The sequence below is a fragment of the Nocardia sp. CA-084685 genome (assembly GCF_050955785.1).
Classification (GTDB): Bacteria; Actinomycetota; Actinomycetes; order Mycobacteriales; family Mycobacteriaceae; genus Nocardia.
Window position 1 is genome coordinate 5495679 of the sequence record NZ_CP192094.1, and the last position, 24150, is coordinate 5519828.

25 protein-coding genes are annotated in these 24150 nt (G+C 62.2%); 8 read left to right on the plus strand and 17 right to left on the minus strand.

What is annotated here, in order from left to right; genetic code table 11:
- Positions 1 to 139: 139 nt before the first annotated feature.
- The 6 genes from ACQP2U_RS24540 to ACQP2U_RS24565 all read right to left on the minus strand — a co-directional run bounded on the left by ACQP2U_RS24540 (position 140) and on the right by ACQP2U_RS24565 (position 7345).
- Positions 140 to 1408: a hypothetical protein gene (locus ACQP2U_RS24540; RefSeq protein ID WP_433709635.1), complete on the minus strand. Its 1269-nt coding sequence runs from the start codon at positions 1406 to 1408 to the stop codon at positions 140 to 142.
- Positions 1405 to 2538 (minus strand): HesA/MoeB/ThiF family protein, encoded by a 1134-nt coding sequence (locus ACQP2U_RS24545; RefSeq protein ID WP_433709636.1) that lies wholly within the window; start codon positions 2536 to 2538, stop codon positions 1405 to 1407. The genes ACQP2U_RS24540 and ACQP2U_RS24545 overlap by 4 nt, the downstream gene beginning before the upstream one ends.
- Before the next feature lie 436 nt (positions 2539 to 2974).
- Positions 2975 to 3169: a hypothetical protein gene (locus ACQP2U_RS24550; protein ID WP_433709637.1), complete on the minus strand. Its 195-nt coding sequence runs from the start codon at positions 3167 to 3169 to the stop codon at positions 2975 to 2977.
- A 1112-nt stretch (positions 3170 to 4281) separates the two neighbouring features.
- Positions 4282 to 4587 carry a hypothetical protein gene (locus tag ACQP2U_RS24555; RefSeq protein ID WP_433709638.1) on the minus strand — a complete coding sequence of 102 codons (306 nt, stop codon included), beginning with the start codon at positions 4585 to 4587 and terminating at the stop codon, positions 4282 to 4284.
- 8 nt (positions 4588 to 4595) lie between these two features.
- Positions 4596 to 6800 carry a hypothetical protein gene (locus tag ACQP2U_RS24560; RefSeq protein WP_433709639.1) on the minus strand — a complete coding sequence of 735 codons (2205 nt, stop codon included), beginning with the start codon at positions 6798 to 6800 and terminating at the stop codon, positions 4596 to 4598.
- Positions 6800 to 7345 (minus strand): hypothetical protein, encoded by a 546-nt coding sequence (locus tag ACQP2U_RS24565; RefSeq protein ID WP_433709640.1) that lies wholly within the window; start codon positions 7343 to 7345, stop codon positions 6800 to 6802. The genes ACQP2U_RS24560 and ACQP2U_RS24565 overlap by 1 nt, the downstream gene beginning before the upstream one ends.
- Before the next feature lie 1219 nt (positions 7346 to 8564).
- Here ACQP2U_RS24565 and ACQP2U_RS24570 point away from each other — a divergent pair.
- From ACQP2U_RS24570 to ACQP2U_RS24580, 3 genes are all read left to right on the plus strand, one after another.
- A complete protein-coding gene (locus ACQP2U_RS24570; RefSeq protein ID WP_433709641.1) occupies positions 8565 to 8864 on the plus strand; it encodes a YbaB/EbfC family nucleoid-associated protein in 300 nt (99 codons plus the stop codon).
- A gap of 374 nt (positions 8865 to 9238) precedes the next feature.
- Positions 9239 to 9412 carry a hypothetical protein gene (locus tag ACQP2U_RS24575; RefSeq protein ID WP_433709642.1) on the plus strand — a complete coding sequence of 58 codons (174 nt, stop codon included), beginning with the start codon at positions 9239 to 9241 and terminating at the stop codon, positions 9410 to 9412.
- A 262-nt stretch (positions 9413 to 9674) separates the two neighbouring features.
- Positions 9675 to 9959, plus strand: a complete 285-nt coding sequence (locus tag ACQP2U_RS24580) for a hypothetical protein (protein WP_433709643.1) — start codon at positions 9675 to 9677, stop codon at positions 9957 to 9959.
- 74 nt (positions 9960 to 10033) lie between these two features.
- Here ACQP2U_RS24580 and ACQP2U_RS24585 read toward each other — a convergent pair whose 3' ends face one another.
- The 8 genes from ACQP2U_RS24585 to ACQP2U_RS24620 form a co-directional block, all read right to left on the minus strand.
- Complete coding sequence (locus tag ACQP2U_RS24585) at positions 10034 to 10900, minus strand: alpha/beta fold hydrolase (protein ID WP_433709644.1); 867 nt, start codon at positions 10898 to 10900, stop codon at positions 10034 to 10036.
- 76 nt (positions 10901 to 10976) lie between these two features.
- A complete protein-coding gene (locus ACQP2U_RS24590; protein WP_433709645.1) occupies positions 10977 to 11678 on the minus strand; it encodes a GntR family transcriptional regulator in 702 nt (233 codons plus the stop codon).
- Between the two features lie 13 nt (positions 11679 to 11691).
- Positions 11692 to 12561, minus strand: a complete 870-nt coding sequence (locus ACQP2U_RS24595) for an alpha/beta fold hydrolase (RefSeq protein ID WP_433709646.1) — start codon at positions 12559 to 12561, stop codon at positions 11692 to 11694.
- Entirely contained in the window at positions 12558 to 14024 is a 1467-nt protein-coding gene (locus tag ACQP2U_RS24600; RefSeq protein ID WP_433709647.1) for an NAD-dependent succinate-semialdehyde dehydrogenase, read from the minus strand. The genes ACQP2U_RS24595 and ACQP2U_RS24600 overlap by 4 nt, the downstream gene beginning before the upstream one ends.
- A 13-nt stretch (positions 14025 to 14037) precedes the next feature.
- The gene (locus tag ACQP2U_RS24605; protein ID WP_433709648.1) at positions 14038 to 14451 is read right to left on the minus strand and encodes a carboxymuconolactone decarboxylase family protein; all 414 of its coding nucleotides are present in this window, start codon (positions 14449 to 14451) and stop codon (positions 14038 to 14040) included.
- 30 nt (positions 14452 to 14481) lie between these two features.
- Entirely contained in the window at positions 14482 to 15834 is a 1353-nt protein-coding gene (locus ACQP2U_RS24610; RefSeq protein WP_433716573.1) for an MFS transporter, read from the minus strand.
- Between the two features lie 958 nt (positions 15835 to 16792).
- On the minus strand, positions 16793 to 17614 hold the full coding sequence (locus ACQP2U_RS24615) for a hypothetical protein (RefSeq protein WP_433709649.1): 822 nt from the start codon (positions 17612 to 17614) through the stop codon (positions 16793 to 16795).
- Between the two features lie 259 nt (positions 17615 to 17873).
- Positions 17874 to 18419, minus strand: a complete 546-nt coding sequence (locus tag ACQP2U_RS24620) for a hypothetical protein (protein WP_433709650.1) — start codon at positions 18417 to 18419, stop codon at positions 17874 to 17876.
- Positions 18420 to 18480: 61 nt separating this feature from the next.
- Between ACQP2U_RS24620 and ACQP2U_RS24625 the strand changes: the two genes are divergently transcribed.
- Positions 18481 to 18663 carry a hypothetical protein gene (locus tag ACQP2U_RS24625; RefSeq protein ID WP_433709651.1) on the plus strand — a complete coding sequence of 61 codons (183 nt, stop codon included), beginning with the start codon at positions 18481 to 18483 and terminating at the stop codon, positions 18661 to 18663.
- A gap of 26 nt (positions 18664 to 18689) precedes the next feature.
- Here the strand turns inward: ACQP2U_RS24625 and ACQP2U_RS24630 are convergent, their stop codons facing one another.
- The gene (locus ACQP2U_RS24630; protein ID WP_433709652.1) at positions 18690 to 19271 is read right to left on the minus strand and encodes a hypothetical protein; all 582 of its coding nucleotides are present in this window, start codon (positions 19269 to 19271) and stop codon (positions 18690 to 18692) included.
- A gap of 240 nt (positions 19272 to 19511) precedes the next feature.
- On the opposite strand from ACQP2U_RS24630, the gene ACQP2U_RS24635 reads away from it, so the two are divergent.
- Positions 19512 to 19730: a hypothetical protein gene (locus ACQP2U_RS24635; protein WP_433709653.1), complete on the plus strand. Its 219-nt coding sequence runs from the start codon at positions 19512 to 19514 to the stop codon at positions 19728 to 19730.
- 89 nt (positions 19731 to 19819) lie between these two features.
- On the opposite strand, the gene ACQP2U_RS24640 is transcribed toward ACQP2U_RS24635, so the two are convergent.
- Complete coding sequence (locus ACQP2U_RS24640; RefSeq protein WP_433709654.1) at positions 19820 to 21169, minus strand: AlbA family DNA-binding domain-containing protein; 1350 nt, start codon at positions 21167 to 21169, stop codon at positions 19820 to 19822.
- 261 nt (positions 21170 to 21430) lie between these two features.
- Here ACQP2U_RS24640 and ACQP2U_RS24645 point away from each other — a divergent pair, with 261 nt between their 5' ends.
- The 3 genes from ACQP2U_RS24645 to ACQP2U_RS24655 all read left to right on the plus strand — a co-directional run bounded on the left by ACQP2U_RS24645 (position 21431) and on the right by ACQP2U_RS24655 (position 22636).
- Positions 21431 to 21598 (plus strand): hypothetical protein, encoded by a 168-nt coding sequence (locus ACQP2U_RS24645; RefSeq protein WP_433709655.1) that lies wholly within the window; start codon positions 21431 to 21433, stop codon positions 21596 to 21598.
- Between the two features lie 49 nt (positions 21599 to 21647).
- On the plus strand, positions 21648 to 21917 hold the full coding sequence (locus tag ACQP2U_RS24650) for a hypothetical protein (protein ID WP_433709656.1): 270 nt from the start codon (positions 21648 to 21650) through the stop codon (positions 21915 to 21917).
- Between the two features lie 182 nt (positions 21918 to 22099).
- The gene (locus ACQP2U_RS24655) at positions 22100 to 22636 is read left to right on the plus strand and encodes a hypothetical protein (RefSeq protein WP_433709657.1); all 537 of its coding nucleotides are present in this window, start codon (positions 22100 to 22102) and stop codon (positions 22634 to 22636) included.
- 435 nt (positions 22637 to 23071) lie between these two features.
- Here the strand turns inward: ACQP2U_RS24655 and ACQP2U_RS24660 are convergent, their stop codons facing one another.
- Positions 23072 to 24085, minus strand: a complete 1014-nt coding sequence (locus tag ACQP2U_RS24660; protein WP_433709658.1) for an AlbA family DNA-binding domain-containing protein — start codon at positions 24083 to 24085, stop codon at positions 23072 to 23074.
- Positions 24086 to 24150 lie beyond the last annotated feature (65 nt).

Here is a 24150-nt window from a genome sequence, read left to right on the forward strand (position 1 = left end):
GCGCTCACGTACCAGTCTAGGATGAAGAAGCTCTGAAAGTTCGTTTCAAGCACCAACGTAATCGAACGCGCCTCAACCCTGGCGGGTCGTGGGTATTCGCTACCCGAAAGCTCGCAATCAGTCTGGATCACATATCTACCTACGTACTACCGTGTCCGCGGCCGCGCGCTCGCGACGACTGTCTCCAGCGCGCGATCGACGCACCGTGGCGTCGCCACCACGTTACGGTCCATGCTGCGTGCAAACTGCAGAGAATGAGCAAGACGACGACGCTGTCGAGGTTGGTTATCAGCGATTGGCCTGGGCCGATACGGGTCACCGCGTGTGAGATCAACATTAGGTCGACGGGGGCAGTGAACGTAGCCATCCCGGCGAGACAGAGCAGCGTTCCGAGGACTAGGGCGACGCTATAGATCCGCACCGCTCGCCGTTCGTTTTGGGGCAAAATGAAACTAGGGTCGACCGTCCCAGCGGCTGATCTGAAAACTATGTGCCGCAACCGGTTTCCGAGATAGCGGGCATATGCGGTGCCGTCGCCGAAGAGGTTGCGGCAGGCCAAGAGGTCTTGCAGCACGTAATACACATCGGTGCGCATGAATACCATGAACTCGAACGGCAATGGCATCAACGCGATCACCGTTGTTGCGGCCAGGATCCTATGCAGTGTGGTCGCTGGGCTCGTCGTCGCCTGAATCAGGATCGCGACCGCCGCGATCGACAGATTCGTCGCCATACCTGCCAGATATGCAGTAAGCCGGTGGCTGCGCGGAGCGAATTCAATACCGCTGATGTCGGTTTCGGCAGTCAAGAACTGCAGCCGGGTGCTCAATTGGATCCGAGCGTGCACGCCTGCCGCGCGGGCGGTGATGAAGTGAGCCAGCTCGTGGACATACACGAACATCCATCCGGCCCCTGCGCTCAGCGCCAATACCGAACTTCCTCGCGGGGACCACAGCAGTTGGTGAAAACTGGGCAGCAGATCGGGCCGGAGCGCGAGTGTGGCGGTTGCCACCATCATCAGGCAACCGAAGAGGACAGGGAAGACAGGACTCAAAGCGAATCGGACATGTTCGGGTCGAATCCGGGGTAGCGACGCGGGAAGGGCTGGCTCGCAGGCGACCGGACAACCATCAATGTCGGCGACAAAACCCAACGCCACCAAATCCCGAGCGAAGGAGAGCACATCGAATGTGCAACGTTCGGTCTGAGCAATCTCAGTGGCCGTTCCCTCGATCGTACAGCCAGCCTGGAACAATCCGATCGCGACCACTCCTGCGCGGGGCAGCGCCACAAACCGGCGCGTGTCGAGTCTGCCCGTTATCCATTCAGCCCCATCCTGCCGAATGGCCATCTCGTGCAGACGCACGCGGCTTTGCGGAAGAACGATGACGGATACGGGTTCGGTCACAATAGGTCCCCGCAGATTTGACATTCTGGCCGACGCCCGAATCGAACCAGATTCGATTCGCCGGGAACCGCGAGATTTATCTCGTACCAAAATCCTGACTCGATCGATGGAGCGCCAGTGAGGACCGCAAGCACAAAATGTGTGACGAAGCTGCCTGTGATGGCTGCCGACACGATGTTGACCGGATCCCAAGGCGATCGCGGGTCCAGGTCGGCGACGGACATTCCCGGCGAGAAACGCATGTCTGGTGTGTCAATCACCTGATCGTGCAGGCACTCCCAGCACGCCCCGATTTCTGGTCCGTGCACACCGACTGAGGCATTCGGACCGTGGTATCCGCCGACCACCCACGGCAGGCCTGCCTGGTGGAACGCCCTGTTAGCCCAGCGGCGGATCACACGCGGCTTGTCGGCGCACAGTGCCACGACGTCGTAACCTCGTTCGAGCAGTGCACCGAAGTCGGCCTCACTCGTAATCCACCGTTGCTCGCCGCTGATCTGCACATCGGAATTGAGATCACTCAAATGCTCCATTGCAGCATCAACTTTCGGCCTGCCGATGTCGGCCTCCAGATACAGAATCTGTCTATTCAGGTTCGAGAGCTCGACGAAATCCGCGTCGACGCAGTGCAGAAAGCCCACGCCCGATGCGACGAGCCCCTGCGCAACAACTCCTCCCACACCGCCGAGGCCGATCAACAGAACTCTGGACCGCCGCAACCCAACTTGGATATCCCATGAATTGGAGCGTGGAACCCTATCGATCCAGCGAAAAAACGGGACACTCCTAGAATAGCGCTCGCGCTCTCGGTCGGTCAATTCGATCGGCATCGGCGCACCGTAATCGCACAGCAAACCTGTATCGAGCAATTCCTGCATCGCATCGGATATCTCTTGCTCCGATACGTTGGCATGCTCAGCTAAAACTGCCGAGATAATCTCGGTAGGCGATCTTGTTCCATCGAGCGCGTCGACCAGAGCCTTGATTCTTCCGTCTGGATCGGAGATCTCAACCCCCAGCCCGTGTACGGTTGCACCGATTCTTACGGCGCCGTCAGCCGTCACGTACGGACACAGTTCAGGCTTAATTCGCGGCCTTGCCATATCCAGAACGTGGATTCGGCCGTTCATAGAGCCTCCGGAAATATGTCGACCTATCAGAACGTAATATTCTCAGCAAACGATTCGTCGCCACCGCAATTATTCGCAGCGGCGACGAATAGTCCGCTTCAAACTATGAAGCACCGTTCCCCGAGCAGAGGCAGCCAGTGGTCTCCTTCTTATCCAAAGGGCGAATCAAAATCGGAGTAGGACGCTTGTTGGAAGGGAGATTTGTGATGGGAGTGATGGTTTTCTTCATGATTGTGCTCCTTATCTGGACTCTTACGTCTCCGAACAGCCTCGGCGGTCGAAAAATCCATAAATTAGGATACCAGCCGCCATCGTATTAGCGGCCGTCGTCACCGTTGGGAACATTTCCTTACGTGCTTACGACCCGCGGACAGAAATATCTCCAAAAAGACAGGCCGCCACTCGCACAATCTTTGGGCCGTCGCCAAGTGCCTCGTCAAGCAACGTCCGGTAGGTAATCCGGTTGCTGGATCTTCGAGCCGACGGCGAAGTCGCGGACCGTTCCGGCCTGCTGGTTGCGCCAGCGGATGTAGTCGCCGATTGCGGCGTCCTGCACTTTATGGCTGCGGTGGTCGGTGCCGTTGAGCGCGAAGTAGCGCAACGCGGCGAACTCGCACTCTATGCGATTCAACTAGGACGAATTGGCCGCCAGGAACACTGGCTCGATGTCATTGCCGACGAGCACACGGCAATATGCGGCGCGAGCAATTCTTGCAGAACGACTCCCCGAGGCGGCAGCTCAAGTATCGCAAACGGTAAGACACCCGCCTCGGGTTCGGCGGTGACAAAAATCGTTGATGGCCTGAAGGCGGCGGCCGCCCACGTTTCGTGGAATGCACCCAGTCATAAATGAGCGCGACCGGCGCGTCGGGCGGGCGCCACCAGCGGCCCCCTAACGAACGGCGACTGGCCGATCTGAGCCTCGGCGGGCGGGCGGTCTGTATCCGTTTGCAGACCAGAAGGTTCGGTCCCTCTTGGTCGCTGGATTCCGAGTGGGTCGCGTCGATCCGCAAACATGCAGTCTGGTTGTGCTACCAGGAGCTCACCAGCGGTGTGCCGTGGATATTGAGTTTGTCGATGTCGCGCTCGGGGAGGAGCCCAGGCTGATCACGGAGTATCGCTACGCCCTCCAGAGGATTCCGCGGCTCTGGTGAAGGCGTCGACGTCGGTCGTTGTGCCATCGCGGCAGATGGTGAGATCGTGCACGATCGCGGCCCATGTCGATGTCTTGTCTCGGACTCATGTGGAGCGAGAAGGCGGCTCGCCCGCACGGTCCGCGTCAAGTGTGAGGCAGACGTGGAAGTCGACGCGGCGGAGGGGGCGTCGATGCCGCATCGGTCGGGTTCGGACAGGACGGTCCAGGCCGGGTCGGCGAAGTGACGAACCAGTTTCAGGGGAATGGCGACGTCGGGGCGGACTCTCAGGTGGATCTTGTGGCTCAATGCGCCGTTGGCGTCCACTTCTATTGCGGCGAAGATGGACTCGAAAGACGCCCCATCGTCGGGAAGCGACGCCGGTGCGGCGAAGCCGGGGAAAGCGGCGCGCAATCGCTGGAGCGTTCCGGGCACGAGCGTCGTGTTGCCGTACATCTCGAGACGCACCGGATGGTGCGATGCGTCGGCGTGGTGGACGATGGCCGTCCAGGTGGCGAAGCGATGGCGTGCAGCCACTTTCGCCGGATCGGGTACCGCGTCGAGATGAACGATCGCAGTAGATTCTTGGTCGTCCATCCTTGTTCGGCAATCAGGCGGCGAGGTCCGCGATCGCGGCGAACTGGGCGGCGAGGCGAGTGCCGAATTCGCGGTGATGCGAACCGGTTTCGGTGACGTAGCGGATTGGCGGGGTGAGCTGCCCGCGGCCGCCGATGAAGCTCACCTCGAAGGGAATGCCGGAGTTGGTCAGCGCGCTTGCCTGGGAGCCGCTGGCCAGCGCGCTTTCAGACATCCGCCGTCGGCGCCGTTCCAGCACAGCACGCAGGCGAACTGGGTCGCTGCTGAGTGCCAGTAGGTTGGCCACATCGACCAGGAATTCGCCTGCGGCCGCCGCCATCGTCGTCCTCAGGCCTGCTCTGAGGGAGCCGTGCTGGTCACCGTGGGTATTCCCGAGCCTGGGGTCGACGGCGGAGTCACCGCCGGCGGATTCGGCGACTGCGCGGGCTGCGCCGATTGTGCCTGCTGGGTATCAACGGTCAGATCTGTTCCGGTGGGATGGAAGAACCCTTGGAAATCGCCGTAACCGCCGTTGCCGCCATCGGGTGGATTGTTCGGGTCCAACGGCACGAGCAGGCCGTTGACGATGACCTCGAGCCCCGACGGCTCCACCACGACGATCGCACTCCGATTCGCCCACTGCACCACGTCACCGGTCTGCAGATGCGCACTGTCGACCGAAACCCACGGACTGCCCGCAGACAGCTGTCCGGTCGTGCCCGCAAAGGCCGACCTGGCATCGCTGCCGTTCGGATTGTTGAGTTCCTTGTTCACAGCCTGCGAGACCGCCGAGGACACCTTCTGCGTCGTGCCGTCGGGCAGCTTCATATCGACCATCGACCGACCACCGGCGCCCACCGGCGGCGGGGTCGCGCTGGCGTCTGCCTGGACGACATTGGTCGGCTGGTTCGAAGCGACGGCGGGCTGGGCCTGGGCTTGTGCCTGCGCCGCAGCCTGCTGCTCTTCCTCCCTGCGCCGCCGACGCCGCTCGTCGCGCTCCTCTTCCTCGCGCTGTTTCTGGTGGTCTTGGCCGTTGTTCCCGATCATCTGCTGCATCATCATCGACAGCATCATCGGCAGCATGATCGAGCTCATATCCATGCCGCCGGACCCCGAAGAACCGCCGCCACCGCTGTTGTATCCGGCCTGGGTCGCCTGGTTGCCGCTGGATCCGTTCGTGCTGTTCTCGAGCGCGCTGATCGCCGAATTGATCGCGGACATGATGCCACTGTTCGAGCCGCTGGCGTTGGTGGTGCCGTCGGCTTTGGTGGTGCCGTCGGTGGTGGTGGTGCCGTCGGTGGTCGTGGTGCCGTCGGTGGTCGTGGTGCCGTCGGTGGTGGTGCCGTCGGTGGTGGTCGCACCTGAACCGTCGCCGAGGAGATCCTTGTAGGTGTTGCTGTAGTCGTCGGTCGGATTCAGATTCGGGTTTGGGTTTGGGTTTGGGTTTGGGTTGGGATTCGGGTTTGGGTTCGGGTCGTCAACCTTTGCGGCCAGCGTCTGGTATTTCTCGGTGGCTGCCTCGTATGCCTTATCCCAGGCCTCGATGGCCGTCTCGATGCTGGAGACGTAATATCTCTGCTCCGCATCGGGGGTCAGGATGTAATCGCCTTTAGTCGGACTGTTTTCGCCTGTGTCCTTCTCGTAGAGAGGAACCTGCATGTCGGAATTGACCGGACCCCCGGAGTGTTCGGTGATCGTGTTTCCGGTATGCGTCGTGCGCGACGGCTCGAACTTGAGTTGCTCGTTGAGGTGGTCCCTGATTCCAACGAGCTGCTTGAAGATGTCGGAGCCCGTTATCTTGGAATCGTATGTGGCATCCGAAACTTCTTTATGCTTGTCGGTGTACTCCTTCTCCCTATTATCCAGCTGCTTCTTCAGTTCCTCGGCCGCGTCTCGGATGCGTGACCAGCCGGACGCGTTCTTGACCTGGTCACCGGTGAGCACCTCGGTGAAGCCGGGAGCTTCCTTCGGATTACCGACACCGAGTGTGTCGAGATCCCACTGCATCGTGAACTCGGTGTCCGCGATCAGGCTCCTCAGCTGCGCGCTGGCACCCTTCGGTACATACAGGTCGACATATTCCGCATGTTTATCCTCTTTCTTGAAATTCTCAAACCCATAATCCTCGAACTTCGGATTTTCGGCAGTCTGCTCCTTGACCTGCAGTTTTTTGATGTAATCCGATGGGTCGTTCTTACTGAGGGCATCGAGCAGATCTTTATACTGAGGGTCCTTGTCGATGTCGGCAATAAGGTCCTTGTAGCGGTCATCAGGATGATTCTTGATAAGTATTGACTTATCGTAAAGTGACGAAATTAAATGATTGTCGACGTCGTTATTCCAGGCAAGAAGACCGTCGTCAGCTTTGACGGTGGCGAGCCCGTCCCATATCTGCTGGAACTCTGTTGAATTCAAGTCGTGCAGTTGTGTCAAAGCGTATTTTGCGTCGTCTTTCGAGAAGCCATCATCATTCCACGCGCCTCCTTTGTAATTAGAGACGATGTGGTGGTAGAGCTCCTTCACCTTGTTGCTGGCGTTGTCCGGTACTGACATCAGCCCGTCCTCCGCTCCGCGGCGAACTCGATGCCAGCCCGACCATCGAGTAACTCGTCAATCGGCGCGAGGCGAGCCTCACGGCGGTCGGTAGCTGCGATGCCGCGGGGGCGCCTGCCTGTGCCCGACGACAACAGCGGATGCTCGACTATCCGGCCGTACACGTAGAGTGCGCCGCGCAACGTCTGCCGATCGGGCTCGCCTAGCGTGAGCGGTGCTCGAAGTTCGTGGACGTGGCGCGCGAAGAACCTGCCACGCAGCGCTTCTATGTCGAATGACCGCGGATGGATTCTGCCAAGGGTCACCGTCACACGTACACGCTTCTCAGCAGCTCGCAGAAGCTCGAGACATCTGGCGCGAATTCCCGTCTCGCCGGGCACCATCACCACCTGCCGCTGCGAGTTGTCCGAGCCGGCCAGCGCGAGCCGGTCAACCAATCCGGCCCCGGATGAGCAGAAGTCAGCAGGGGCTTCATCGGCGGAAACCTGGCCCGCGATGGCGACATCGCCGCCGAGAGCTGCACGCACCTTGTCGGAGATTGCCATAGAGGACACCAAGGCAATGATCCGAATCGTCTCGCGGCGGACTGCTCCCGACGGGAACTCGGTCAGAATCCGAGCCCGGTCGCTCGACCCTTCCAGCGCCGCGATGACGGTCCGGCCTGTACCCCACCTCCACGGCACCCTGACCTCCGACGGCGAGAATGGCCCAGAGGGCAGCCCGCCGCGGCCCTCGGTAGCCCGCTCACCAATCACCAAGGGCGGCAACGACTGCCTGTCCTTAGCCGCATGGATCGTTGCAGTGAATGGTCGGGGCCATAGTGCCGGTGGCGGGCCGACCGTGCGCGCACCGCTGGAGGAGGCAACCGCTTGGTATTGGCTCAGTACCAGTGCTGTTGGCATTCCGCTGACCGCGACGAGAGTGGTGCTCGAACCGCGCTGGCGGACTGCTCCACACAGTATTCCGCTATAGATGTTTTCCCTGGAGGCGCCTTCGCGACCACATCCTGGATGGCATGGTGCCCGGCAAACTCTAAACAAGATATCGCTCTCCTACGGTCGGCACGGAGATCGAATCCGTGGCGTCACAGGCAGTGCGGCTACCCGCGGTCGTCGTGCTGCAGGTACTCCCCAGTGCACACGGCTGAGCGTAACCGTGCCGGTGCTGGCCGAATATCCGCCAAAGTGCTTATGTATGTTTGGCGTTCGCATAGAACCTGTCGTCTCTTCGACCAAATCTCGAGCGCCGACTATGAGGCGGGCTTCACTATCGGGCGAGAGCCCAGAGTTGAAGGCGCGGGTGGTTTATCCCTGCATGGCTCTGCGCCTGGATGAGGATTGACATGTCGGCATCCGCCAACTGGCGGATGTTCGGAGCAATCGGTGTCCGGTGTAATGCTCTTCGGCAAGAGCGTGAAGCACACGCACCGAGTGTGATCCACGAAAGTATTGCCGCAGTCCTGGATGATCAGATTGAAGATGCTGGCTCGTGGATGCGTTGCTGCCGGAATCCCAGTCATGACAATGGCATTCGTATCAGGCATAGCATCGGCGGCGACGTATGGCGGTCAATGCGGTGGGAGATACGCAGTAATAGATTCCGCTGCGGTCATCGATGGCACCGTGTTCTTGGCGTACATTCCGAGCCTAGGGCTCGTCGATCTCGGTGCCACGGCGGATGTCTCCTGGTGACGTCTGGCGGAGAGTTGATGGGACGACCGCCGAGGAGCACCCCGGATAAACGACAAGTCTGATCGGGATCGTCATGAATGACACCATCGATGTAGTCGAGACTCGCCCACACGACGAGTTGGATAGGCTCGACGAGTTCGCAGAAGCTATTGCTGCGATCCGTGTGCGAGCGACATCAGCAGATGGCCTTGTCACCGTTACCGTTGATTGCCGCGGAACGCTGGTCGAACTCGTTTTGTCAAAAACCATCTCGTGCCTGACCCCAACTGAATTCGAGGAAGTTGTGGTCGACACCTGCGAGAAAGCGGCACGTACCGCGTCGGCACAGCATGCGGAGCTGATCGCTATATTTAATCAGCAATCAATCGGCTAGCGCAGATCACTCGCAGAATAATGCGGCAGCCACACCACAGACCCTGCGCCCGAACGTGGAGAATGAATTATAGATTCTGACCTGACCCCAGATTTCGGTCCGCGTGATGTGGCCCCTGCCGGTAGACCGCCGTTTTGAGAGTTGAGGGCTGGGTTGGATGTCGTGCAGAGCATCTCATACTCGGCGGGGCTGTGTCGCCGAGATAGCTGTGACGCGCTGCACGTTGTAGAAGTTGTCGATGCAGTCAGCCATCGCGATGGTCAATTCCAGTGTGGTGGACGAGTTTCGAGTGTCGAGGAGCTCGGTTTGCATGCGTCCCCAGAACGGCTCGATGACGGCGTTATCGAAGCAATCGCCCGCGGACCCTCAACACAGTGCAGAACATCATGAATTGGTTCCAGCTCGTCGACGCATCGTCCTGGTTCTGGATCCACGCACTCAAGCCGTTGGGACATCAAGAAGGCAGTGGCTACACACTGGGCCTGTGGCAGCCAACTACCAAGGCAAACAACGGACCCGGCGATTTGAAACCAGGTCACTGGACCTGAACCCTTACAACTGGCATGCCGTGGGAAGCTTCGTCCGGCACATGCCCTGGGACTGTCGCTCCGTGACGGTCGAAGAACCCGACGGTTCTGACGACGATTAGCGCGTCTGCGCGTTTATCCGACCCAATGGCAAACTGACCGTAGCGTTGTCCAATCGCTCGTTTCTCAACACACGTATCACGTCGACGTCGGCCGCCCAGCCTGCTTCCGAGGCTATCGCTACACCCCGGATTCTGCTGGTGAGCATTGCCGTGGAGTTGCGGTGGGGAGGCATGATGGACCGGCGTGCAGCGTCGAAATCCCTGATCTGGCATGGGAATTCTGGGAAGAAGTCTGGTCCCACGTGACCACTGTGCCGATGGTTGCCAACGACAGGATTCTGGTCGGCACGGCATGCGTCAATGGCCCATCGAGCTCGGAGATGCTGGTCCGCGTCGAGACCGACGGATCGCTCAGCATCGTCAACGGTGATCTGACGCTGTCGAACGGCCTGGCTGGAGCCCGGATGGGCGGCTGCTGTACAACATCGACACGGTATGCGCCGTGATCTTTCGTCGCTCCTACGATCCGGGGACCGGCGCCTGCTGTGAGCGTGAGGTTTCCCTCCGATTCAGCGACGGTTCACCTAATGGCACCACAATCATCCTCCTCGATCAGGCGACTCTTCAGGGAGCGGATAAAATCGACGACCGCGGCCGAGACGAGGTCGGGTGCTTCAATAAAGGGTATGTGCCCACCGCCGGGAATCTCCACGAACGTCGAGTGTGGGATGGCTTCGTGGATGACCTTGCTGAGCTCGGCGGGAATGAAGTGGTCATTATCGGCGCAGGCCACCAGGGTGGGAGCAGTAACTTTTTCAAGGGCGGCGGTGAGGGGCGGGTGAGTGGCGCACTGCCGTCGGCCCAAGCGCAGGATCGCGTCGAGGAAGGCGACGTAGGTCTCGGGTGAGTTGCGCTGGACCCCGGCTCGGATGTTCGCCTCAACTTGCTGGCCGTGCTCGGACTCGAGGAACTGTGGGGTCATGATCCACAGCGCGATGAAGTCGGCGATTTCCTCGCCCATGCCGATCTTGGCGATGAGACGCTGACGGAGTGCGTAATTCAGCTCGACCGAACGATTGAGTTCGGTGAAGGCTCCGACAGCGATCAGTGAGCGGACCTTGTCCGGATGCCGGACGGCGAGCGAACACGCAATGGAACCTCCCAGCGAGGTGCCTAGGATATGCGCGTTGTCGTAGCCGAGGGCGGTGATCAGCTCGGCGATGTCGTCCGCCCATGTCTCGACGGAGTACTCGCCGTCCTCGTCCCTGTCTGACTGGCCGACTCCGCGAGGGTCGACGGCGATGGTACGAGCCGCGGCGGACATCGCGGGCACACCCAGCTGGTAGTAGGTGTAGTCAAGGCCAAGGCCCGGGATCAGAATGAGCGGTTCTCCGTCACCTTCGACCTCGTAGTGGATTCGGGTTCCGTTGACGTTGGCGAATGGCATGGTGGTATCTCCATTGATCAGGTAGGTGATGATGAGGGACTCTGGCCCTGGGTGGGCCCAGGGGCCACGGTGTTGGTCAGCCGCTGGTCATGGCGTCTAGGGCCGTGCGGGCAGCTTGGCGAACGTGGCGTGCACACGCGGCGGCGGCCCTTTCCGCATCGCGCGCTTCGATGGCTTCTACAATCTCTCGGATCTCCGCCACACTTTTCGGAACTCGGTTGGGTTGGGCGAGAGACAGCGACCGTAGTACGGTGACGCGGGCCTGCAGCCCTTCAACGATTTCTTGAATGGTGACATTTCCTGATCCGGTCAGCAGCGTGTTGTAGAAGCGCTTCTTGGCCTCCAGCAACTTGCCCGGTGCGCGCTGATCGATGGCGTGGATGGCGATCGAGTCGAAGGCCTCCCGTAGTTGCTGGACTTGCTGTTCTGAGGCGTGCTCGACGAACTGGCGCGCCGCCATACCTTCGAGCACCGCCCGCACTTCGTACAGTTCGGCCGCGCGCTGGGGGGAGACCGAGGAGACGACGATTCCCTTATTGGGGATGCTGCTGACCAGGCCCTCTGCCGTCAGTTCCCGCAACACCTCGCGAATGGTTGTGCGCGAGACTCCGGTCTGCTCGATCAACTCGCGCTCGACGAGTCGTTGGCCCGGACGCAGCCGCATCTCCACGATTGCCTGGCGTAACTGGTCAGCGACCTGCTCTCGAATCGGCGCTGCCACCCTCCGAACCTGCATCGAGAACCCGTCCAGCGGCTGGTTCACCTCATGCGATGTCATTTGTATGACGGTACTACGCATGGTGACTCCCGCTCAGGTAATGCTGTTCCGCGATCGTCACCTCATCCTCGGCGGGGTGTTCCAGGAAGGCGGTGAATGCGGCCAGGAAGGGTTGGGGCTCTTCGAACACGCCCAGGTGCCAAGCATCAGGAATGATGGTCAGGCGGGCATTGGGCAGCGCCCGAGCGAGGGCTTCTGAGGCCGCGGGCGGCGTTGTGATGTCCGCTGCGCCGGTGATGACCAGCGTCGGAGTGCACAGTGTCCGCAAACGCTTCAACGTGTCCACTTCTGAGATCGCGTGCCAGCTCGCCTCCCAGCTTGCCGGGTCATTCACATCGAGGGTGCGCACGCAGTTATGGCCAATGTAGGCGCTGCGGCCGCGAGGCGAGAACCAGCGCGCGAGCGTGGGTTCTATGACGGCGTCCATACCTGCGCGGGCTGCCTGACCGCGCTCGCGCAGCACAGGCCGCAGTTTGTCGGCGAAGCTACCCGCGGTAGCACACAAGATAAGCGACGCCACCTGATCCGGCTGCAGCAGCGCAAGATATTGCGCGATCATGCCGCCCATAGAAACGCCGATCACGTGGGTTGGCTGGTTGGTCTCCACTCGGAGTACCGCGGCCACGTCTCCGGCGATGTCGTCGAGAGTGATCGGTACGCGAATTGGGCTGGACCAGCCGTGTCCGGGCACATCGACGGCGATAACGCGGTACCGCTCGGCGAGACGCGCCGTATAGGTGCTCCACCAGTTGCTGTCGAGTCCCACCGGGTGCAGAAGTACGACAGGTTGACCCGCTCCGCTGGTCTGGTACGCGACATGGCGCGGGTTGTCGGAGTGCCCGAGTTGGAGAAACTTTCGCGAGGCGACACTGCGGGGACTCATCTCATGCCGCCAAAGTTCAGGTACTTCATTTCGGTGTACTCCTCGATACCGTGTTGGGAGCCTTCGCGTCCGAGTCCGGACTGTTTCACCCCGCCGAACGGCGCCACCTCCACCGAGAGGAAGCCGGTGTTGATACCGACCATCCCCGACTCCAGCTGCTCGGCGACCCGCCACACTCGGCGCAGGTCTTCGCTGTAGAAATAGGCGGCGAGCCCGAACTCAGTGGCGTTGGCCAGAGCGATGGCCTCCTGTTCGGTCTCGAACCGGAAGAGCGCGGCTACCGGACCGAAGGTCTCCTCCTGCGCGATCCGCATGGTGGTGGTCGCGTCGCCGAGGACCGTGGGCGCGAAGAAGGTACCTCCGGGGATCTCCTCACCACCAGCGAGGAGTTTGGCGCCCTTGTCCAGGGCATCGGCCACGTGCTCTCGCACTTTGCGCAGAGCTTGCTCGTTGATCAATGGTCCGACGGCGGTGCCCTGGTGCAGTCCATTGCCGACAGTGAGACCGCGTACCCGCTCTGCGAAGCGTTCTGCGAAGGTGTCGTAGACGGTGTCGTGGACCAGGAAGCGGTTGGTGCCGACACAGCTTTGGCCGCTCTGACGGAACTTGGAGATGATCGCTCCGTCGACTGCGGCATCGATATCGGCGTCGTCGAAGACGATAAACGGAGCATTGCCGCCGAGCTCTAGCGTCATCTTCTTGACCGAGGGGGCGCACTGGGCAGCCAGGAGTCGGCCGATCTCGGTGGATCCGGTGAAGGACAGCGCACGCACCACAGGGTTCGCACACAATTCGCCGCCGATCGACTCGGGGCGGCCGGTGACAATGTTGAGGACGCCTGCCGGCAGACCCGCCTTATCGGCGAGGGACGCGAGAGCGAGCGCGGAGAGTGGCGTCTCCTCGGCGGGCTTCATCACCACGGTGCAGCCGGCCGCGATCGCGGGTGCTGCCTTGCGGGTGATCATGGCGGCGGGGAAGTTCCACGGTGTGATGCAGGCAACGACACCGATCGGCTCGCGCAGCACCATGATCCTGGTGTCGGAGGAGGTCGAGGGGATGATCTCACCGTGGATGCGGCGTGCTTCCTCGGCGTACAGCCGCAAAAACGATGCCGCATAGGCGATCTCACCCCGAGCCTCGGCCAGCGGCTTGCCCTGTTCCAGGGTCAGCAGCCGGGCGAGGTCCTCCTGGAATTCGATGACGAGATCGCGCCAGCGCAGCAGAATATCGGCGCGTTCACCGGCGGTGCGCGCAGCCCATTCGCGCTGGGCCCTGTTAGCGGCGTCGATGGCGTCGACGGTTTCTGCTCGCTCCATGGCCGGTGCGCGGCCGACGGTTTCGCCGGTGGCGGGGTTGCGGACATCGAAGTACTCGCCGCTTCTGGCAGCCGTCCACACCCCGTCGATGAGGCAGAGGTCCCGTAGGAGCTCGGTGCGGATATGGTGGTCGTGCATCTCATGCATGGCGGATTCCTTTTCAGTCCTGCTTGTTGAGGTTGTGGCCCTGCTCGATGAGGACTTCCTCCGTGGTCCGGAATGCCTCCATACCGGCGGGCACCCCGCAGTAGATGCACGCCTGGAGCAGGGCCTCTCTCAGTTCGGCCGGGGTCACGCCATTGTTCAGTGCGCCGCGAACATGGAGCTTGAGTTCGTGCGGGCGGTTGAGGGCGGTGAGCATCGCAAGATTGAGCAGGCTACGGTCTCGCAGTGTCAGGCCCGGCCGGGACCAGACCGCTCCCCAGCAGTACTCGGTGACCAGTTCCTGCATCGGGCGGGAAAACTCGGTGGCCCTTTCCAGGGAACGGTCCACGTGCTCCGCGCCCAGAACCAGTCGGCGGGTAGCGATGCCCGCTTCCAGTTTGCTATGGGCCTCGATGTTGTTGACAGACATTCGTGTCACTCCTGTTTTCTCTGGATGGGCTCAGTCGGAAAGGGAAACCAACAGTTCCTTCTTCTGGGCGATTTCCTCGTGGCCGGAGAGATCTCGGCCTCTGGTCTCGGGGAGCAGGAAGTACAGGCCGACCAGAGTCATCGCCGCGACAGCAGCCGTGTAAATACCACCGGCGCCCGAGAATTCGATCGCGGAGACCGAGGCCGCGACGATCACTGCCGCAGGGCCACCCAACAGCGCGCCAGCGAGGTTGAAGCCCAAGCTACAGCCGGTCATTCGCGTCCGGGCGGGGAAGAGTTCGATCAGTAGAACGACCATCGTCACGTTCACCATCGCCTCGAAGAGCGCGAACACCGCCATGGCGAGCACAACCATGACGACGTTGCCGCTGCTCAGGAGCTGGAATGCGGGGATGGAGACGACGATCAGGCCGGCGGCCCCGAGTAGAATTGTCGGTCGTCGTCCGATCCTGTCGGAAATGAGGCCCGCGAGCGGACACACCGCTGTGTAGATGGCGAGGATGACCCCGGTGACGGACAAGGCGGCCATCCTGCTCATGCCGACTTCCTCGGACATCAGCACGTTCGGGGTGGAGGTAACCAGGTAGTAGTAGCCGACCGTTGCCGACGCAGTGGCGAAGAAGCACAGAGCGATCGCCCGCTTGTTGCGGCGAAGCGCCTCCCGGGTCGGCGCCTGTGCGATGGCGCCGTCCGCTTTCATCTCGGTGAAGATCGGGGTGTCCTCCAACCGCAGTCGGATGTACAGCGCGGCGAGGCCCAGGGGTGTCGCGAGAAGAAAGGGAACGCGCCAGCCCCAGTCGAGCATCTGGCCCTGAACCAGCACATTCGTCAGCGTGAGAGCGACAACTACGCCGCCGAGGCCGCCGACGGCGGCTGTAGCGGGCACCACGCTCCCCAGCATCGCGCGCCTATTTCGGGGGGCCTGCTCCACGAGAAAGGTTGCGGCGCCGGCCCATTCGCCACCCACCGACGTGCCCTGCAGCATGCGCAAGACGACCAGGGCGATCGGCGCGAAAATACCTATCGAGGCGTAGGTGGGCAGCAGGGCGATGAGAGTCGTCGAGACTGCCATCAAGACCACAGAGCCGGTCAACGACGCTCGCCTTCCCATGCGGTCACCGACTATGCCGAAGACCACGCCGCCCAGGGGGCGCATTACCAGGGCGATTCCGAACGCGCTGAGTGATAGCAAGAGTTCGGTGGCGGGGTTGTCGTTGGGAAAAAAGAGTTGACCGATCGTGGCGGCGAAGAAGCCGTACGTGGCGAAGTCGAACCATTCCATAAAGCTGCCGCATGCCGCAGCCACGCTGATCTGCCGTTGATTGGTGATCGAGGTGTGTCCACCATCTGTCGTCTTTGACATTGGGCGTCTCCTGCTGTCAAGCCCTAGATCCGGATCTCTTGGTGGGCCCCGGCACAGCGAAGCCGTCATCACGATAACTGTCTGACTGTAGGATTGCAATACAATCTTGCGAGTGACCTGGCTGATGATTGTCTCGGAACGAGCGAGATCCCGCAGGCCCGGCGCTTAGCCGCAGCTGATGGAATTCGGCAATATAGGGCTTTGAGCTGCATCAATGGAAGCTGCCCTACCCCAGACTGACACGCCACAACGGCCGCGACATCCACCGCCCGACGCTGCAAGCCGACTGGCGGCACCGGGGGCATTTGTTCAAGCTTGTTATCACTCAAGCGCTGCGGATAACCCTCCCATCTGCGACTTAAGGGATACACCGCCTCAACCGACCGTCATACAATATTGTCCGCTGCCAGCGCCAGGTCGGTGTCAGCTGGCGACCGAACCGGATATCGGTGTCCGGGTCGCGGTGATCGCTGCGGCTACGTCAGCACGACCGCCGCGGTGTGTCTGGACTCGCTCGGTGACAGGTATCTTTCCGACGGGCGGGCACTTGCACCGTCTGGAGATTGGGCTTGAGGCAATCCAGCTTTCGCCTTATTGCACGGGTCCCCCGACGCACCGTCCCTGATACCTGGACCCGGTCGCCGGTTTCCTGACATGCTCTTGTCCCCTTAGCCTTTCGACGCAGGGTTAGTCATCAGACCCACAGACCTCCCTCCAATCCGTCCCGGCTGCGCCGGGGATACGACGAAGCGCCTCGCGGCGCACCACGCACATGCCGATGATCGCGCTGGGGCAGCGGATTTCGGTGCGCTGGGTCCGCACGTCAGGTTCTCGATGAATGCGTTCGTGGCGACTTCACGCGAACCGTGCCTATGGCTTGCCCCGACCACGGGTCTGATGCCCGTTGCGAGCAGGCTGCTATCGCCGATCGGTTAACTCGATTGGGCGCCAGGGCGGTTCAGCTTGGGTGAGGTTGGAGGACCGACCGTATGGCGTGTGGTCGGGAGGTTCGCCTGATCTCGAATAGGACATCGGCGTGACTGAGTGTCCTGAATGCCGTTCCCAGCATAGTCTTGACGGTCTGATAGTCGGGCATTCGACCGCTGTATTGGCCGGAGACGATCGTCGGCCCGGGTTCGACCTCAGTAGTGACTGCTGCGGTTGCCCAGGTCTTTCCGTGGGCGACTCCGGAGCACAGACGCCATGCCAGCTCAAGCGAGGTTGGTGTGCACGGACTGTCGTCGACGGTCTTGATCAACTTGGTGTAGCCAGGAAACTTACAGTCGGCGGGCCGCAGGCCAGCGTCCTGCATCATCTTCTTGAGACCGGTTGCGCGGTCGGCGTACAGAGTGCCAACGTCGATGTCGGTCAGATCGTAGGCGTTCTTATATTCGCGCCAATGATCGGCGTGTTGAGCGAGTAGACGTCCGAGCCGGATCTTTTGGTCGTCCGACTCCAGGAGCCACACAGCCATCGCTGATGATTCGAAAATCCCTCGTATCAGCACGAAATGCGCAAATGAGTGGGTGCCGATCTCAGCTAGGTCGCGGATCCCTTGCGCACAGTCGATCGAGTGCGCGATCTGACGTTGGACCACGGAATCGACCCAGAGATCAGGGACGCGGTCTCGGTCAGTTTGCAGATCGCTGGCTGGTTCCACTGGGTACGGAATCTGGCGTCCTGCCTTATCGAACAAGGATCGGTGGTGATCGATCAGTTCCTGGATCTTGTCTCGCCACACATCATTGTGATCACGCTGAGCGGTCACTCGATCGGTCATGGCCAAAAACTATCGTGCCCCGGCCGATCGCGCCCGACAATTTCTTCCGCTCGTGTCCGGACAGCGCGGCACGGTCTCCAACGGTGACAGGTGGTCAGAGTCCGGCCTATCTATGAATGCACTGATCTGGCGCTGACCGTGTTGCCCGGCAGGCCAATCGTTAGCCTGTCAACGTCCTGTAATGCCGCTGAGCGCGTTGTTCGACCACCCAGATCAGTTAACGGCAAGGCCTTCGATACGCGGATATGGCGTACTCCGGTTAAGAGTCGAGGCGTTTGCTGACGATTCCCTCCAACGCATGGGATGCCGCGGTGTCGAGCATCGTCTCGATGGAGATATGGGTCCAATAGGGCGGAACTTGTACATCGCGAGCAGTGAGGCCGAGTTCACTCAGACGGGCTCTGCGCTCGACATACGGCTGTGTCATCGTGTTCTCGCCTTCGAGTTCGAGCAAATCGAAGCAGGACAGCTGCACGGGTACTGCGGCCACGAGTTCGCGCGTCGGGCGAAATGAATGCATACGCCGTTGAAGTCGAGTAAATGACGGGATCCCGGTGACGGGATCCGGTGCGATGATTTCGCCATCGAGGATCAGATCGGTGCGACCGGCGAGCTCCTCGACCGTGGTGGCCAATTCCGGGTAGGACGCGGTGACGTGATTGCGGTTGCGGCTGTAGGGTTCCGCACGCCCGCCGGAGACGCGGCAAATCGCACGCATCCCGTCCCACTTCATCTCTACCGCCCAGCGGCCGGTGTCAGCTGGCGGCCGCCCGGTGGTCGCCAGCATCGGCGGTGGTACAGACACGATTGTCAGCGTATCTCAAGAAAATACCGACCTGTCGGTGCCCTCCGATACTCTCGCGCTCGTGCAGTTCGAAGTAGGGTCCCTGATCCACGTAGCCCCGGGAGGGGTGAGTGTGTTTCGCATCGTCGAGATCGGCGTGGATGGTGACCCGACCAAAGCAGTCGTCGAAGCCGTCGCCGACACGCCAGGAACCTACCCGTGGCCGACCGATCTGACCTACGCCGTTCCCGCCGAACAACCGTAATGATCTCCCCTTTTCAGCCACAGCTTTCAGATTTGGTCGTGGCCTGTCGGCCCTGGAGGTGTTGATGCGCGGGCCGCGCCGGTACCGACTGGGTCGGTGATTTCTTCCCGCAATTCCTGGCGGCTGCGCTCGGCAGGAACGTGGCGAGCATGCTCGGGTTGCTCGGTCGGCGCGGCGGTGGATGCCGGTGAAGCGCCCGGTGAGGGTGTGCCGCGGTGTGCGCGGCCAGCGGTGATGAGCTGGCGGGCTTGTTTGGTGCTGATCTCGAGCAGTTCAGCGACGTCGTCGTCGGTTTGACCGTGATCACGGATCACTGCTGCGGCCTCAGCTTGGTCGCCGCGGTGGCGGGCGATCTCGCGCGCCGCGCGTGACTCGACCTCGCTGATCTGCTGACGCAGTGCTTCGATCTCGTTGTCACGCTTGGCTTCACACGCGGTGATCGCCTGCCAGTTACTGAGATACCGCTTCACCGCCTCGGTGATCGTGCGCTCACGCTGACGTGCCAGCGCTCGACGTTCCCGGATGCGGTCGCGCGAGCGTTGCAGTCGTTCAACGACTTCCGGGGATCGAATTGTCCGCGGTGACCGCGAAGGGCGATGTGAGGACATGGCGGCCTCCTGAATTTCAGGCCCGCCTGCAGATTCTCCCGCACCCGATTCTACTCGCGTTGTACTCGCGGCACGCCCAGGTCGAACCTGTGTGCCTGGGACTTCCCGCACCCATCCGCCACACGCTCCCCCTTAGAAGTCGGCTACCAATCCGATTGTTGCAAAGGAGTTTCGCGTGCGTGCTCTGGTCGATCTGTTCAATGCCCCGACCCACCACTGGCCCGACGAGCCGGTTGGGTGATGACCACCGACCTACTGTCCGAACTAGACGAACGTGTTTCCCGCGCTCGGCAACTCCTACTCCCTCGCTGCGGCGTCGATTTCGCGCTGTCGCCAGGCCCGGACCTGCTCAGCTACGACCACTACGTCATCAGTATCAGCGGTGGCAAGGACAGCCAGGCCAGCCTCGACTCCTGGCCCACCTCTTCTACGAAGCACGAATCCTCCACCGCGTCATAACTGTCCATGCCGACATGGGCCGCGCCGATTGGCCGGGCACCGAAGCATTGGCGCGCGAGCTTCTCTGCACCATGCAAGCTGGCTCGTCGTCAGGGCTTAGCGGATTGCGCCCACTGCGCGATCGCGTTGCCACGCACGGTGTCGACGGCCGCAGTATTGAAGGTGCCATCTGCGCGTAGAACGACAGCATCGGCAACGGCGAACCGTCCCAGGATGTCAACGGCCAAGGCATGCGCGGTCCGCACCTGCGCTTTCCAGCTCTCGGCGAGTTCTTCGAGGCTAGATGTGGTGCGGGCGTCGACGAACTCGGCGTGGACGGAGATCGATCGCCGGACCTGTTCGTATGTCTCGCTCGATCCCGGGGTTGGCGCGAGCACCACTGTGGGCCGGACCGTGCGAATGCTGGCGTCCTTTCCCGCCATGTGTGGAGGCAGGCGCAGTTGGGCACGGAATTCGCAGTCACCGCCGGCGCCGGAGCTGGCGGCGTGGTTGGCCAGCAGCGACACCATTGCGTGCAGGTTGAGTTCGAGGACGTCGAGCGCGAGCGGTTCGGGCCAGTCGCCGTGGCCCGCGACGGTCATTGCCGTGTGGGTGACGAATCCTGCTCCGTTGAAGTAAAGTTCGGCGAAGGTCTCGTTCAACTCACCACCGTAGGTTGTCGAGCGGGTGATCAACGCCCGCCGGACCCCCGGATAGCCTTCAAGGTGACTGCCGAGGAAGTAGCCGGGCATAGGCGGCGTTGCCGAGCCCCACTCGGTCACTTCGTCGGTGATCTGCTGGATGGTGGCGGAGCCTCCGACCCGGTGCGTTCTCGGAGCGCTGGGATAGGCCGACAGAGTCAACCACGGTTGTCCGGTAGCGGTGCTGATGTGGCTGACGCCGTCGTCGTGGACCAGGTCGAGGGCCGCGGTCAGTTCGACGCGGCTGACGAACCGGTCTCGGTAACGGCGAGCGATTTCCGCTTCGGCCAGCCAGCGTATGGTCGCTCCATCACGCAGGTGGTAGCTGAGCAGCGTGCCATCGCTATTCCGCATCGCGGCGTGCGGGGCGTCAGCGCTGCGTGGCACCAAGATCACGTAGTAGCCGCTGCCCTCCTTCGCCGGGTCGGGTACCTCTGTGATGCGAAGTCCGGGCAAGAACGGCCGGATCCATGATTGGCAGATCTGCTGCATGCTCTCGGCCCCCTTCGCCTGAAGCGGGACCGGTTTCAGCGACTCCGCCACCGAGTTCCGTTCGGCGATGCCGAGGATCAGGACTCCGCCGCTGGCGTTAGCCAGGGCCGAGACATCCTTGGCCAGTTCTTGTTTGGCCTCGGGCGTCTTGCCGTAGAGGTCGCTTTTGAAGTCCAGATCCTCGGCTTCGGGCATCTGGCGGTCGACCGCCGTTTCGAGGTGGTCCCTGGTAAGCGCATCGACCGGAGCACCGAACAGAGCAGTCAATCGCGGGAAGCTATGCATGACCGCTCATTGTTCCCGCCACGCCCGGGGATGATCGGAACGTCCGTTGTGTCGGTGTCGCGTCGGGGGGAACCGTGCTGGGGGCGTGGCCGATGACTGCGTGCCAGGGCCGCAGCCCCGCCCCGCGGCACGCTTTCCCACCTGGACTTCCATGACGTCGACCGTGAAAGGCGGTCCTGCCCATGCCCACTTCGGTCCCACCCACAACCAGCCACCCCACCCGAACCCATCACCGAACCGGGCATGGTGCGCCTGCGCGCGCAACGCCGCCCGATCGGGCGCATGCACGGTGACCCTGTCGAACTCCCGGTGACCGAGTTCGCGGTCACCGGCCCGGTGTGCTGGCCCGAAGAGGTCCACAACCAGGTCCGTGTCCTGGTCGAGGCCCGCGCCTACCTGCCCGCATCCTGACCCCGCCCGCACACCCGAGGGCACGGTTCCCAGTCCGGGCGGGACCTGGATGACTCCCGCGAACCAGCGCCGAGGTCCGCCACCGAGTCACCCTCGCCCCGCGCGGCGGCAGCGGCCCGCTGGCGCGAACACAGCCACAACCACCAACGCCCGCGTCCCCGCACCGCCACTGCGCCAACACTTTCCGTTGTCGCGAACCGAGGCCGCTCCGCTCGAGGTGGCGCTTCGGGTCGGCCGGATCACCCGCCGCGGCGCCGACCGTCCCAGCACCCACGACATCGTCGAAGCCCTGCATCTGCGCGGTTTCGGCACCCCATAGGGCTCCTCGAATTGCCCGCACCACGCCCGCACGCCTCGGCGACTACCGAATGCGGGTCGGTGAGACCGTGGTCACCGTGCCGGTGCGCGGTTGTCTCGAAGCCCCCTGTCAGACAGGCCAATACGCCGCCTCCGTCCTTGCCCGGGGCGGCGCTGTCGTTCGTTCGAAGGAGTCATCGCCTCATGTCCACACCCGTACCCGCTGACCCGCCTGCCACCGACACCGAAATCCACGCCCGCACCGATATCGCTCGCGCGCGTGCCGAAGGCTTCGTGTGGGGCGTGCTGCATATCCAGCACCCATCTACCCCCGAAGCCGCCACCGCTACGGCGTTCGCGTCCGCCTACGCCGACCGTGTCACCGAATCCCTCACCGGCGAAGGCGTTTTCGTGCCGGGTCTGGCAGGTGCGTGGGTCGCGTGGCGGGTGAGCGGTGACCTCACCGTGAACCTCGCTCCCGCCCCGGCACCAATCGAGCGGGTACCCGGTTTCCAGGAGTACGACGCGGCGTTGCGGAACCGGACGGCGTGGTGGCTGTGCGCCGAGGCGCTGGGCTACGCGCGCGGCTGGTGTGACGCGGCGGGTATCGCCCCCGGTGACGCCGTCGATTTCGCCCACGCCTACGCCGTGCTCGTGGCCGCGGACGGCTCACGCCCCAACATCGCCGACGCCTGGACCAACTGGCGCTCGGGCCGCCCCATCACCGCCTTCGGCGAATAACACCCCCTACCGGCCCGGTCGGGGCGTCGTGTGAATGGTGCGCTGAATCGGAGCGGCCAATTCACTACCAGGAGAGGGGATTTCCTCATGAACGGCACTGATCACTGCCCGTTCGGGGCGGTAGGTGAGCCGCGGCGGCTGGCGCGGGCGCTGCTGTCACGGGCCGCGCGTGGACCATCGAAACGGTGTGGACCTTCGCGAACCGTTCCGTACCGCTGTGAAAGGAGCAGCCGATGTTCATCGATTCCACCAACCTGACCGATGCGTTTGTTGCTCGTCATCGCATACATTGCGAGACACGCGTCCTGGAGAGCACAACGATCCGTCGCGGGTGAACGGCGGCGGCGCTCTGGGCAGGCCGGGTCCAGTACAGCACAGCACTTCGCGGGCGGGAGTGCTTACCTTCCAGATCGCGGACTGTGCAGCAGGGCCAGGTCAGCGCACTTCCTCGACTGCCTCCACTTCGAGCGGGACAGCAGCCGCCTCCACAGCCTGGAGTCCAGCACGTACACGATTCAGATGACGATATGCCTGGACGCGGCCCTCTGAACTCTTCCCCTTTGACGCGTGCCAGGCGTCGAAAGCCTCTGAATCCGTGAGAACCGCCTCGACTGCGGCAATTGCAGCCAAGAGCGCCGTGTCTTTGGAGAACAACCGGATCTTGCGAGCATTGCGTTGCAAGAGCTTCATCGAGGCAACCTGCTCACGCCCGCTGTCGGTCTTGAACCACTCCACCCAGTCGTTCGAACTCCACGATTCGGAAGCGCTGGCGACGACCAGGATCTCCATGGAATTGGCCCAGACTTCACCCGCTTCGATGAGTTCTGCCGTCCAGAGGAGGATTTCGCGGCGCTGCTCAAGCTCGCGGACTGCAGCGCTGTTCTCTGCGGCGCCGTCGAGGAGTCGGTCCTGTAGCATCTCGAGATCCTCGCGCGTGGCGCGTTCCGTGGCGCCTGGCTGGCGGACGAAAATGGTACCTTCGGCGAACACTCCTCCCTTTGCAGGCTGAAATGCCTTGCGCAAGAGTGCGATTCTGTCTCCAGATCGGGGCGCCTCGACAGTGATCACGAGTATGGTTCGCCCGTCGACGTCCACGGTGCGTGGATCCCATATCGGTATCCCATTCCCGACGTATCGACGGACGGCGTTGAGGAGCTCCGCGCTGTCGGGCACTGCCTGCCCTTGGAGCGAGCCGGGCTCGACGCCGACGAGCAAGTAGCCGACGCCTTCGAAATCCTTCTTCGCGACCTCAACTGGGCGGTTTCCGAACCCCAGAATGGTTTTCGCGATCGTGAACGATGCCTCGTTCGACGTGATGGTATCGAAACCGACCTTCCATTCAACAGCTCGGGTCTCATCGGCCGGATCCGCCGCATACACGGCTCGAATGAGTTGTTCCAGCTGCGCCGGAGTCCGAAGCGCGCGCGTAGCGTCGATGGCGAGAGGCACAGAGCAAGTATCGCACCGGGTGCCGACAGCTTTTGGCGGCCAAAGTGGTTGCGTGCCCAGTAGGT